At 47.5% G+C, this 13,330-nt stretch carries 11 protein-coding genes; 8 read left to right on the forward strand and 3 right to left on the reverse strand.

The window, feature by feature from the left end; translation table 11 throughout:
- The first annotated feature begins 153 nt into the window (after window positions 1–153).
- The 6 genes from AC0YN3_RS24045 to AC0YN3_RS24070 all read left to right on the forward strand — a co-directional run bounded on the left by AC0YN3_RS24045 (window position 154) and on the right by AC0YN3_RS24070 (window position 5,828).
- Window positions 154–1,110, forward strand: coding sequence for an ABC transporter permease (locus AC0YN3_RS24045; protein WP_475777475.1), 957 nt, complete (start codon window positions 154–156; stop codon window positions 1,108–1,110).
- Between the two features lie 14 nt (window positions 1,111–1,124).
- Window positions 1,125–2,003: a carbohydrate ABC transporter permease gene (locus AC0YN3_RS24050; protein WP_475777476.1), complete on the forward strand. Its 879-nt coding sequence runs from the start codon at window positions 1,125–1,127 to the stop codon at window positions 2,001–2,003.
- A gap of 36 nt (window positions 2,004–2,039) precedes the next feature.
- On the forward strand, window positions 2,040–3,563 hold the full coding sequence (locus tag AC0YN3_RS24055; RefSeq protein ID WP_475777477.1) for an extracellular solute-binding protein: 1,524 nt from the start codon (window positions 2,040–2,042) through the stop codon (window positions 3,561–3,563).
- 349 nt (window positions 3,564–3,912) lie between these two features.
- A complete protein-coding gene (locus AC0YN3_RS24060) occupies window positions 3,913–4,566 on the forward strand; it encodes a hypothetical protein (protein WP_475777478.1) in 654 nt (217 codons plus the stop codon).
- Window positions 4,567–4,834: 268 nt separating this feature from the next.
- Window positions 4,835–5,293, forward strand: a complete 459-nt coding sequence (locus tag AC0YN3_RS24065) for a GNAT family N-acetyltransferase (RefSeq protein WP_475777479.1) — start codon at window positions 4,835–4,837, stop codon at window positions 5,291–5,293.
- A gap of 91 nt (window positions 5,294–5,384) precedes the next feature.
- Window positions 5,385–5,828, forward strand: coding sequence for an oxidoreductase (locus AC0YN3_RS24070; protein ID WP_475777480.1), 444 nt, complete (start codon window positions 5,385–5,387; stop codon window positions 5,826–5,828).
- 1,439 nt (window positions 5,829–7,267) lie between these two features.
- On the opposite strand, the gene AC0YN3_RS24075 is transcribed toward AC0YN3_RS24070, so the two are convergent.
- The 3 genes from AC0YN3_RS24075 to AC0YN3_RS24085 all read right to left on the reverse strand — a co-directional run bounded on the left by AC0YN3_RS24075 (window position 7,268) and on the right by AC0YN3_RS24085 (window position 9,187).
- A complete protein-coding gene (locus AC0YN3_RS24075; protein WP_475777481.1) occupies window positions 7,268–7,717 on the reverse strand; it encodes a penicillin-binding transpeptidase domain-containing protein in 450 nt (149 codons plus the stop codon).
- A gap of 20 nt (window positions 7,718–7,737) precedes the next feature.
- Complete coding sequence (locus AC0YN3_RS24080; protein WP_475777482.1) at window positions 7,738–8,031, reverse strand: Dabb family protein; 294 nt, start codon at window positions 8,029–8,031, stop codon at window positions 7,738–7,740.
- 256 nt (window positions 8,032–8,287) lie between these two features.
- Complete coding sequence (locus tag AC0YN3_RS24085; RefSeq protein ID WP_475777483.1) at window positions 8,288–9,187, reverse strand: LysR family transcriptional regulator; 900 nt, start codon at window positions 9,185–9,187, stop codon at window positions 8,288–8,290.
- A 172-nt stretch (window positions 9,188–9,359) separates the two neighbouring features.
- Here AC0YN3_RS24085 and AC0YN3_RS24090 point away from each other — a divergent pair, with 172 nt between their 5' ends.
- Both AC0YN3_RS24090 and AC0YN3_RS24095 read left to right on the forward strand, forming a co-directional pair.
- Complete coding sequence (locus AC0YN3_RS24090; RefSeq protein ID WP_475777484.1) at window positions 9,360–10,286, forward strand: DMT family transporter; 927 nt, start codon at window positions 9,360–9,362, stop codon at window positions 10,284–10,286.
- Window positions 10,287–10,942: 656 nt separating this feature from the next.
- Window positions 10,943–13,312, forward strand: a complete 2,370-nt coding sequence (locus tag AC0YN3_RS24095) for an FAD-dependent oxidoreductase (protein WP_475777485.1) — start codon at window positions 10,943–10,945, stop codon at window positions 13,310–13,312.
- The last annotated feature ends 18 nt before the right edge of the window (window positions 13,313–13,330 follow it).

Here is a 13,330-nt window from a genome sequence, read left to right on the forward strand (position 1 = left end):
GTAATAACGCGATGATTGCCGCATATCTGTAACCGTTTGCAAGTGCGTAATAACAGCCACCTAACCGTAACCCTGTCCCGTTTCCGTTCTTCCGCAGAACTCTTACAATAACAATAGGAAGTAGATAACGGATTACGAAGGGGGTGTTGCGGTATGCATAGGATGGAGAAAGCAGAGTTAACGCAGAAGAGTGCGCATCCCGCGCGCGCGCGGTGGCTGCTGGACCTGAAGAGAGATTATGTGCTGTACCTGTTGTTGCTGCCAGGTCTGGCCGCGTTGCTGCTCTTCAAATATTTGCCGATGTACGGCGTGGTGATTGCCTTCAAGGACTTTAATCTGATCAGCGGCGTTTGGGGGAGCCCGTGGGCGGGGTTCAAGCATTTCGAGGAATTGTTCCGGGCTCCCAAGTTCTACAGCGTGCTGGAGAACACATTGCTCATCAATTTCTACAAGCTGGTCTTTCAATTCCCGTTGCCTATTCTGCTGGCGCTTATGATTAATGAAGTGCGGAACCTGATGTTCAAGCGGTTTGCGCAGACGATTACCTACTTGCCGCATTTCTTGTCATGGGTCATCATTAGCGCGGTGTTCATTAATGTGCTGTCGCCGCAAACGGGTATTCTCAAAGATGTATTCGCTTTCCTTGGCATGAGCCATGTGATGATGATCGCGGACGAACGGTTTTTCCGGGGAGTGCTTGTCGCTTCGTCGGCGTGGAAAGAAACCGGTTGGTCCTCCATTATTTATCTATCGGCGATTCTGGCCGTTGATCCGCAGTTGTTCGAGGCCGCCAAGATCGACGGAGCGGGCAAGTTGAGACAGATTTGGCATATCACCTTGCCGGGCATTCGCAGCGTAATTGTTTTCATAATTATGCTGCGCATCGGTACGGCGCTTGGCAACGACCTGGAGCAGGTGCTTATGTTATATAGTCCGTTCGTGTACAGCGTAGGCGATGTAATCGGGACGTATGTATACCGGATCGGGCTTGGCCAGATGAAGTACAGCTTCACGACGGCGATTGGTCTCTTCCAATCCTTGATTGGCATGGCGTTGATCTTCGGCGCCAACACGCTAAGCAAGAAATTCGGCGAGAGAAGCTTATGGTAGGGGAGGCTGCATAAATGAACACCAAGCTGCAATCCAAAGGAGAAACCGCATTCTCCGTCATGAACTACGTTCTGTTGCTGCTCGTCATACTGATCTGTCTCATTCCCGTCGTGAATCTTGTGGCCAAGTCGTTCAGCGATGAAGCGAGCATACTGGCAGGAGACGTGTTCCTGTGGCCGATCAACTTCAATATAGACGCGTATGAGGTCGTATTGAACAGCCAGAGATTTCTGGTATCCTTCCAAAATTCGATTATCATTACGGTGACGGGCACGATTCTCAACGTGCTGCTGACGATATTCACCGGGTACGCCTTGTCCCGTTCAAGGCTTCGGGGAGCCAAGGCAATTATGATGCTGTACGTATTCACCATGCTCTTCAGCGCGGGTATCATTCCTACGTATCTGATTATAAAAGAACTTGGTTTGTTGAATTCTTTATGGGCGCTTATTCTACCGTCGCTAGTCAGTCCATTCAACATGATCATCGTGCGGCTGTACTTCTATGGCATACCTGATAGCCTGGAGGAATCTGCGAAGATGGATGGAGCGGGCAACCTGCGCATTTTGTTCCAAATCATGATTCCGCTTGCTTATCCGGTTATCGCTACGATAGCGCTCTTCTGCGCGGTCGAATATTGGAACAGCTACTTTGATGCGTTAATGTACATTAACGACAGCGGACGTTTGCCTCTGCAAGTGTTTCTGAGAGAGATGCTGATGAGCGTGTCGGATGCGACGAGCAATATCGATATGCTATCGAGCGCCGATGTGCCGCAGGAAGCGATACGCGGGGCAACGGTTGTAGCGGCTACGCTGCCGATCGTGATCGTCTATCCTTTCTTGCAGCGTTTCTTCGTCAAAGGTATGGTGCTTGGCGCCGTCAAAGGCTGACAATAGCAAACAAACAAATTATGGGAGGTCAATTGGATGGGCATGATCAGAAAAACGAAAAAAGCGGGTATTGTCTTTTTTGTCCTGATGCTGGCAGTAAGTGTACTGGCGGCTTGCGGCAATACAAACAATGCTGGCAAGGGAGCGGGCGCATCCGCGGATCCAACAACAGGAGCGACGGAAGCTCCGAAGGATAAGGTGACGCTGCGCATTCTCGGCGAGAACAATATGGAGGAATTTCCGGCAGGTTCCGATGTGAACAACAACGTCATCATTAATGAGCTTCGCGAGCGGACCGGATTCGATATTCAATGGGAGCTGCTGCCGAAGGACCCGGAAGTGGCCAGGCAGAAGCTGAACGTGCTTATGGCTTCCGGCGACACGCCGGATCTGATTATCATGAATGATAAGGCGGTATTCGGCAACTTCGTGCAGCAAGGTTTGCTGACGTCGCTAAACGAACTGCTTGATTCCGACGGACCCGATATCAAGAACACATTGACGGAGGATCAATGGAAGTCGGCTTCCTTCGACGGCCAAATTTACGCGGTCCGTACGGTCAATTTCTCCAGTGCGGTCAACGGACTGCTCGCAAGAAAAGATCTGCTTGCAGCTGCCGGGGTTAGCGAGATCAAGACGCAAGAAGAATTTTACCAAGCGCTTAAGGCGTTGAAGGCGAAGGATCCATCGATCATTCCGTACGCCGCCAATTTGGCGCAAGGCTTATCCTCGCTGGATGCCATCGCGAGCATGTTCTACCCGCCGGTTGATTATGTCCAGCAGGATGGCAAGGTTGTGTACACGCCGCTATTGCCTGCCGCCAAGGAGTTCCTTGCTTTCGCGAACAAGCTGTATGCAGAAGGGCTGATCGATCCGGAAGCAATCGTATCAAAATCCGAGAATTTAAAGGAAAAGTTGGTTAGCGGGCAAGCGGCCATGAGTACGGTCGGCTGGTATGAAGAGCCATCGACCAGCAAAGCCTTGGCGGAGAAGAAGCCTGGAGCAGAGATGGTGTTTATGTCTCCACCGGTTGGCGACAACGGTGCCGCCGGATTCTCCCGCAACTCCACAACCGCCAAATACTTTATGATTCCGAAGGCGAGCAAACATGCTCAGGAAGCGATGCAATTCTTGAACGGCGTGACGAATGACGAAATCATCAATTTGATCTCATTCGGCATCGAAGGCACGCATTACGAGACGAAGGACGGCAAGATCGTTGCGCTTCCGGAGCAGGAGAATATCCGTTATCGCGTATATTACAATATGTTCGACACGGTTGAGCTTGGTTTGCAGCGCCTTGAGCAGAAGGGATTCGCGCCTTACTTCGAGGCTGTCGATAAAACGGCGAAATACGAAAACGTGGTAAACCTTGTTCCACCGGTCGAATTGGTCGACAAGACGAACCAAGAGCTGATTGACCTGCGCAACGAATACTTCCTGAAAATAATCACAGGAGCGCTGCCGTTGTCAGCCTATGACGAGTATGTAACCAAATTCAAACAGCTTGGCGGCGAGGCGGTTGTTGAAGCACTGAGCGCTGCGTATAACGGCAAATAAATGCACTAACGAAACGGTATCCTGCAGCCTGCAGGATACCGTTTCGTCTTTCATGCGCAACTCTCTCAGTTACAGAAGATGCTCTTGATTGGAGAGAAATACAAGGCGCAAATCGAACTAGTGGGAGACGATTGATTAACAATCAAGGAGTAGTTTGCTGCGGCAGCTGTTCCTTTTTTAAGGTTTAATGTATAAAAGTGGTGAAACTACGCCATGTGTTAGCGTTTCATTGAACGGGCAGGATTGTTTAATTCACGTCACGAATACCTTGAATATGGAAATTTCGTGAAGTTAGTAAATAAGACGATATAGGATCTTCACTTAAAAACTTTTGTTATGGAGGAGTTTCATGGAGGATGAAATAAAGCGAATTAAGAATAATCAATCGAATATAGTATTCTATTTCATGCTTTCAATCGCAATAATTGGATCAATGATAATATTGTTTCTGAATATCTTTCGATTGACTTTAGTTGATATCCTCACTCCCTTGTTTGCGCCATTTATTGAGATACTGGGTTATATTGTTTTCTTTATTTGCTCACTGATTGTTTTTGTGTATTTTGTCGCAAGTAAATCCTTCAATAAAGCAAGAAACGGAATACCCTTTTTGTTGAATCTAATTATTTTTATTTTGGTGTTAGTTATTCCGTTTACCTCAATAGTCTTAGATTTCGATTTTCGCTTCAATAAGGAAGAAAGAGAAGACGTAGTTCGAATGGTATTGGATGGCGCATTGAAACCGAATGTATCCAATAATAAATTATTGATTCGTTTGCCGGAGGAATATAAGAGACTGTCCAAAGGCGGTGGTGAGATCTGGGTTGACGGATCTGGACAGCGTGCTCAAATTCTCTTTTATACCTATCGTGGAGTAGTAGATAATATGGCTGGATTCATTTATACCGCTAATGATAGCACCCCTGATGAAATGCTTTTTGGCGGAGGCTTTGTGGAAGTGAAAAAACTGGATAAGAATTGGTATTCGGTTAGAGCTACGTAGAAGTGGACTTCATATATGTTCGCGCATCAGATTCTTATCACCGATCCTCGGTCAACAGAGGCATTTCGAGTTAGCGAATTCAGGAGGTTCAGGAGGACACACCTGCGTGAGTAGTTCGTCGTATGGCAGTAAACGTTACGATAACGGGTAACTATAGTTTCATCACCAGGACGAGGCTGCCGGCATAAATCGGCAGCCTCGTTGAGCTAACTAGCAGTATAATGGAACAACCGCATCTTTCTACAACTAAAAAACAGAGGGGTAGATTATGATTTCGTTTGAAATAAAGAAATTAAAACTCGATGACTATGATAAGTGCAGTAATATTTGGGATATGGAAAAAAATCCGAAAATGGCAAAGATGTTTTATGACGAATTAGCAAGCGGAAACAAGAATACCTTTATTTATTTAGAGAATAACGAATTTATAGGAGAAGGTTCCTTAGTTTTTAGTAACAATGACCCAGATTATACAATTCCAGATAAACGGATTTATCTGTCTCGAATGATTGTCAAAGAAGAGCATCGCAATCTTGGAATAGGTGGCATTATTGTTGATTATTTGGTTGATTATGCTAAACAACTTGGATATCAGGAAATAGCACTTGGCGTAGATACAGATAACTTAAACGCAAAACATCTATATGAAAAGAAGGGTTTTATAAACGTATTATTTATTGGTGAAGATGAGTATGGTGAATATGTAAAACTCCTTATGAAAATTTAGAAATTTCTCCATTAAGCAAACGGGACACGATAGTTGAACCGAACAAAGGACTAGCTTTTCATATAAAGAGATTGGACGGTAAATAGTAAAAATGAAGAGGCTGAATACCTTAGAAACAAAACCTGTAAGTCGCTCTGATTTTGAATCTATCGAGGAGGGGCAGAAAAACACAAAATTTGCTGACCTGATCGTTGATGGAAAATCACTATATAAAATGCTGATAAAGTACAATATGGTTCCTTCTCTAGGCTGGATGAGTAATGAATGGCAAAGAGAAGTGATTGATTATTTTTTACTTAGAAAACCACATGAAACAATGTGGTACAGGTATCCCCTCATGGTATGCTCGTGGTGTGGTGATGAAGGATGTGGATTTATCTCCGTAAAAATTGATAAAGAGAATAATGTTGTTACTTGGAGGGACTTTTACCTTGAGCCTGAAATGAAAAAAATTAATATCGGGCCCTTTTATTTTGAGTGGGATATCTATAAAAAAGTAATTAATAGTACCTTCGGAGTTGCAGGCATTCAATAATAAGATTTGCGCCACTGACCATTACACGCTAACGGCGAACTATAGTTTAATAAAATGAGCAGGCGCTGAGGTGGCCTGCCCATTTTATTAAACTAAGGTCTGTATAGCTGGAGACAAATTGTACTTTTTATCAATCTTCGGCGGTATGCTATAATAAATTTGTTTCTACAACACAGCCAAAGGATGATCATTATGCTTATTCAAAACTCACATATCGCAACACCCAGCCTGAAAGTCATTTAAAACCTTCTCTGAGGTGATTTTCAGGATGAGTGAATAACTCAGAGCGAGTGTGATATGTGTGAGAGACAGAGCTTATTATCGCCACCATCGGAACCGCGTGATCAATAAGAAAATGAAGCGTGTTAAATTGGGACAATGGTATGTTGCTCCTGGTAAAGAAGGCAGCCTTTCTAAAGGCAAAACACATTGCGGGTGCGATATGTGCACGACCAAAACCAAGGTTATAGGTTACCCTAAGAATCAATTGTCAATTATTATTGCTATGAAACAGGAAATTCAAGGTTACGAAATATAGCAGGATAGCGATACCGTTCACAGCGGTATCGCTTTTTTTCTTTTAACAGCAGAATCAACATGGCAAACACTTATGTATTGAGGATAGGAATGATATTAGCAGTAAGTTTATTGTGGAGAGTTATGTCAAAATGCCTGAGAAGTTTAGACCAAAATAAAAGAACTATGTTCAAATGTATAGTATTACAGATTATATAATATTAAGCATTTTATGATAATCATTAAAGATGAGTTTTGATGACTTTAGTTATTAAGCTATCGGGAGACTGAATTTAATCTTATAGAGGTTTTAACTGTGAGGAATAAGTTGTTCTAGGTGACGAAATCACTCATGAATTATCCTAAAGAAGGCGAATATGTAGGAGATACAGCATCAATAGTCGAGGTTTATTCGTTGCCAACGGAAGGCTAGGAATTAGAATCTGTTAACCAAGACGGAACTACAAAAGCCTTTTCTGTCGGACCTAATGACACTGAGTTTTGTGAATAGCTGAACCGTGTATTACGCTAACGAAGAACTAGACATTAAGATCTGCTTCGCGGCAGATCCTATTTTGTTTACTGAAGTATCGGGGAGGTAAACTTGAGAAGAAATGAAAGAGGCCGCTCCGCTTAGGAACAGCCTCGAATAAATTATTTTTTAAATATCTTCAATATATCCAGTGCTTTGTTATAAACAAATCTTTCCCATCTCGCAAATAAACGATTACCATTATCCCCGTTCGCGATTTGAGTAGCGTGACGTTTATGAAACTCTGCAACTCGTTGATTATGGTTATGATGAAATGTGTTGAAACGTTGGTGGCGAAGGTTTGATTTTGCGTTCATCTTTAATCCCTTCTTTCCATTTTTTATAAGTATATCATGCATGATAATTTATTCACAACAAGATCATCGCTTCGCTAACGAGGAACATTAGTTCGAAACAACGAAGGCATCAGAAAGCAGAACACTGCTCTTGCCGTTGTGCTCCCTCTCTTATTAAGCTTGTTGCCGACCATAGCGGCCATGAATGGGTTCGATGAATTCTGAATAGCTTCCGCTCCGTCTATGTTCCCATACACATGCCCCTGGGAATTTGTAACATAAGTCTCGTAGCCTTTTTTACCGTAACTGAATCTGCCGGTATCCGTGTAGTAGTCCCTCGTGGAAAACAATTTCTCATTCAATCCAATTAGAACGGATAATGGCTTCAACGTAGATCCCGGAGGCACGATAGAGGAAGGGTGCCTTTTTCTTTCTTCCTCCGTCTCATACTTGCCGTAAACGCGAACGTCGGGTCGAAGCTTGCGCCGACGTAGCTTGCGCAAATAAAACCTAACACAATCAAAAAAAAAGCGAACGCCTCGCAAAGCGCATCGCTGTTTTTTGGTTACACTTCGATATTCGCCGCGATGCTATCTTCCCGGCCATACTCACGGATGAGCGCTGCTACCGCTTGATGATGCGGATTCGGGCCGTAAGCCTCCAGCGCCGCCTTGTCTTCGAATCGGACGCGAAGCACGAGCTGGTAGCCCTTGTTATTGTCCGAGAAATTAATTCCTGCGTTGACTTCAACGACACCAGACAAATGCTGCTTCAGTGCCTGAAATCGCTCTACGATTTCCTGCAGCTGTGCGTGGGTCGTTTGTTCACCGAATTTCACGAGAATAATCCGATCGATCATGTAAAGATCCCTCTTTCCTCAACATCTATAACTTTAAGCAATATAGCATGAAACAGGCGAGCTTTTCCAGTACTTCGTGATTACTCGACATCTGGTTGAGTCATTATTCAGAGAATACAAAATAAGTACCTAATCGGGTCATTTATCTAGCATAAGTGTCTACCAAACAAGGCTGCCGATTGCTCGGCAGCCTTGTTTTAATGAAGTTAAATTGATAAGTTCAGGCAATGTGATTCCGCCATCGTTTAACGAATACTTAAAGTTTGATTAAGGACTCATGTGCGGTTTGAAAAGGGAACAATTTCTGAGCCGTCTCGATAAACGTTTTTACCGCAATGGTACAATTCTCTACGGGAGCGGAGGCAATGTGGATATCTCGGTAAGCCTCGGGAGACAGACGCTTCAACGTTAGGCCTTGAGGACAGTCCAAGAGGGAAAGCTCGGACATGACCGCCAAACCTTCACCCGCAAGCACCATTTGAAGAGCGGTTCTGTAATTGTTGAGGATGTATTCTATTCTTGGTGCCATGCCGGCACGATCAAACCACTTCAGGACAGGAGGTTCATAACCGGCTTTGCAGATTATCATCGGTTCCTCGCGTAAATCTTCGGGGCGGATTAGACTTTTTCCGTTTAGAGGATGATCGTCTCTCATGACAGCGTAAATGCCTTCCCGATACAGAGGAAAAGAATCGGTTGCGTTATCCGAGGGTATGAGCAGGCCGACATCGATTTGTCTGTTATCCAACCACTCCTGCACGTCCATAATAGTTCCTTCCACGATGCTAAAATCAATCTTTGGATAAAGGCTTTTGATATGGCTGATTAGTTTCGGCACAAAATATGACGCGGCCACAGGGAAAGCACCGATGCGGACACAGCCCGTTTCCAGCCCCTTTTCGCTGGCAATTTCCTGATCGATTTTGTCATACCCTTGAAGAATCTCCCTGAAAATCCTGACGATTCGCTCTCCGAATGGGGTCAGAGCAACGCCGTTACGCCGATCTCGGATAAGTAGGGTTACCCCTAGCTCGCGTTCCAGTGAAGTGACCGCACGACTGACGGCCGGCTGCGTCATATTCATCTTTTCCCCGGCTGTCGTAAAGCTGCGAGTTTCAGAAATAGCGACGATCATCTGTAGAAGAGATTTATTCATATCAGATTTGGTATCTCCTTCATGATATATATTCATTTCATTTATGATTAAACCTATTGTATCATGATTATAGAACGAGAGATAGAACAGGATAAAGAGACTTAACCAGGCCTAGAACATGGCGCTGAATTGTCCCGAGACCTGGAATACCATGAGGATAGGAGTCTTGAACATGAATGCAAGAGCATGGCTATTTCTAATATTGGCGAATCTGTTTTGGGCGGGAAATCTCATATTTGGCAAATCGGTTACGTCAGAATTTCCGCCGATTTGGGCCTCTTTTTTCCGTTGGGCTCTTGCGGCCGTCGTGTTGATCCCGATGGCGCAACTTGTGGAAAAGCCGAACTGGTTGAAGGTATGGAAAGACAACTGGGGCGTTTTGCTATTCTTGTCGCTGGTTGGCGTCGTGTCTTACACGATCCTTACATATACGGCACTCCAGCACACCTCGTCTACAAACGGCAGTCTGATCAACAGCTTAACTCCAGCGGTTATGACTGTGTTGTCTCTTCTGTTCCTGAAGGACAAAATTACCGCGAGGCATGGAGCAGGACTGATACTATCTTTCCTAGGAGTACTAACGGTATTAACTAAAGGGCATCTGCTTGGTGTATTTAGCACGAATTATAACCAAGGTGATGGCATCATGCTAACAGCGGTATTTTTGTGGGCTATGTATTCGATTATCGGCAAGAGAGCGCAGCATCTTCCCCCCATAACGTTCGTTGCGTTTACGGCTGTTATCGGCTTAGTGTGCATGGCACCATTGTTGTTTGTTCAACCTTTGCATATAGAACAAGTCTCCGTTTTCGGCATAACGGGTATTATCTATTTAGGTTTGTTTCCATCGATCGGATCATTTCTGTTCTGGAACCAGGGAGTAAAGGAGCTTGGACCGGGAAAAGCCAGCATTACAATGAATTTGATGCCGGTTTTTACCGCTATCCTGTCTGTATGGATAGGAAAAGAGTTGCTGATCTCCCAAATCGTCGGCGGGGTTATCGTGATAGTGGGCATGCTATTGTCGGCAAACCTGATGACTCGGACTCATAGAGCCAAACGGGGACCGAAACCCATACGAAGTACGAACATGGGCTAAAGTGGAGTGTTTTTCCATGAGTTTGTTTTTCAATATCATTGGTGAGCGGGGTTCCTTTTTAACTTTCGTGTTATCAAAAAAGAGCAGTTTGTCGGTCAGCCCCCCAAAATAAAGGTGGCTACATCTTCTGCAGCTCCAGACATGAAGCCCGCTCATTACAAGGGATCTTGAATCATTAGTTCAATTAAGCGAGGCCTGTATAATGTAAATGGGTTGCCGCATGGTAGCTCTTTGTAACGCTAAAGACGAACGAAAGTTGAATGATTGAAGCGGCGATGCGAATCTCAAAAAGCCCCATGCAGGGGCTTTTGTCTTTTCCAAGACATAGACTTGGTTGTTTTTGGGTTCCAAATCTTGAGCTTTAAAGAAATGATTTATAAGCCGAGAACCAATATATCCGGCCTTATACCGGAAGCAATCTGCAGGAGGTGGCAACTGCCGCCGGCGTTAGGGTTTTCACTCGCTTCGACCTGCATTATTGCCGCCGGTGCTGGGAGGAGTCCTATTTGATTTGGCCATCCAAAATCAAGGTATCAAATCAAAAATAGTGCTATTTTGTCGACGGCGGTTCCGCGTTATAGTGAGGTGGCATCAGAAGAAAACGCTGTCAAAAGGGTTTGTTATCAGGATAATGACGGCGCAAGGGGGCAGAGGAATTGGTAGAGGGAGCGAATGCGGAAAGACGGAAGCAGACGGAACGCGTCATACGGAAGGCGCATGAAGGTCGGCCTTCCGGCACTATTCGCCAGGAGAGATACGACGTCGTCGTTTGCGGCGGCGGCTTGGCCGGGTTTTGCGCGGCGGTGGCCTCGGCAAGACATGGGGCAAAAACGTGTCTTGTTCAAGATCGACCCGTCTTCGGTGGCAACAGTTCATCCGAGGTCAGAGTGACGCCGCACGGGGCGGCCGCGTTCCACGTGTACGCGCGGGAGACAGGGATTATCTCGGAGCTTCTGATCGAAGAACGCGCCCATAATCACGAGGTCATCTTCGAGAACGGATGGACGAACAGCGTATGGGACATGACGATGTACGATCTGGCCATGCGCACGCCCAATCTGACCTTTCATTTGAATACGTCCATCGTCGACGCTCGCAAAAGCGCGGAGCGCCGCATCGAAACGGTCATCGGGCTTGTGGCGAACGCGGAGACGACGTTGGAACTCTCCGGCGATATCTTTATCGATTGCACGGGCGACGGGCTCGTTGCGGATCTTGCCGGCTGCGAATGGCATATGGGTTCGGAAGGACGCGAGGAGTATGGCGAACCGCATGCGCCGCTTCAGGCGAGCGGCGACGTGATGGGATCGTCGCTGCTGTTCAAGACGATGGATACGGGAGCTCCGGCTCCGTTCGAGGCGCCGGAATGGGCGGCGAAGATGGATAACCCGGACTTCTTCTACAAGCAAGGCCGTAGGCCTAACGATATGCGGGGCGGCTACTGGTGGATTGAGATCGGCTTTCCTTGGCATACGATACGCGAGAACGAGGACATTCGGCATCAATTGACGCGATACGTGCTGGGCGTCTGGGATTGGATCAAGAACAAGGATCCGCAGACGAAGGAGCTTGCTGCGAACCACGCTATCGATTGGATCGGGCAGGTGCCCGGCAAGCGGGAGAGTCGGAGAATTCAAGGCCTTTATCTAATGACGGAGCACGATCCGCAGAACAGAACCATATTCGAAGACGAGATTGCCTACGGCGGTTGGTTCCTGGACTTGCACACTCCGGGGGGACTGCTGGCGCCGACGAGCGAGCATGCGAGCTCGGAAGGCTATGACGAGACGAGCGCGTACATGGTCAAGAGCTATTGCGGTCCTTACGGTATCCCGCTCCGTTCGACCATCGCCAGGGACGTCGACAATCTGATGATGGCCGGCCGCAATATCAGCGTTACGCATGCCGCACTCGGAACGGTACGGGTTATGGGGACGACCGCGCTCATCGGACAGGCCGTCGGTACCTCGGCCGCCATCGCACTTAAGCGCGGCATCGCGGTCCATGACCTTCCGACCGAAACGGTTCGGGACGTGCAGCAGATATTGCTCCGCGACGGCTGCTTCCTGCCGAACTCGGTGAACGAGGATGAGCGTGACTTGGCCCGTACGGCCAGAATCTCCGCGAGCAGCCAGGCGGCTGTCGTTGGAATAAACCCGGAGACGGATACCGCACGGCGGGATCCGGCGAGCGAGTGTTTGCGCCAACGCAAGGGCCAATGGCTCGCGATCGCCGAAGAGGCGCTGGATCGCGTATCGGTCTGCTTGTCCAATCTGTCGGACGAAGAGCAAACGGTGGATGCTTGTATCGTGCCCGTCGATCACATCTGGGATTATCGGACGGAGCTGCAACCGCTCGCCGCAGTCAAGCTCAAGGTCAAGCCCGGCGCCGCCTTCGAATGGATCGATTGGGACGTTCGTCTGACTTCGGCATCGGGCCTCAAGCCGGGCAGCTACGTTCGTCTCGATCTGCTCTCGAATCCGAACGTTAATTGGCATGTCGCGTCGGGCATCGTACCTGCGCATACTTGCGCGTACGAAATGGGCGGAGGGAAGATGCGCAGGGATTGGAACGGACCGACGAGGAGTTTCCGCATCGAGCCGCCGCAGCATTGCTTCGGTCCAGAGCAAGCGGTAAGCGGCGTGGCGCGCCCTCATCACTACACCAATCTGTGGCGTTCGGATCCGTCGGAGTCGCTGTCGCAATGGCTTGAGTTAACGTGGGAGCAGACGCAGCCGATCGGCTGCGTGGAGCTGTCGTTCCCCGGTCATCTGCTGTGGGAGTACCGTGGGTATGCGCCGTTCTACCGAGACCCGCAATGTCCGAAGGATTATCGGATCGAAGCATGGGAGGACGGGGAGTGGACGGAAGTTGCAGCCGTTCGGGGCAACTACCAGCGGCATTGCCGGCATAAGCTGGAGCGGCCGATCGAGACAGCCAAGTTGCGCGTCGTGGTCGAGGCAACCAACGGCGACCCTTCCGCCGCCATTTACGAGATTCGCTGCTATCCGCCGCAAGAAGAATGACGATTGACGAGTATAACC

The organism is Paenibacillus sp. J22R232 (assembly GCF_056269165.1).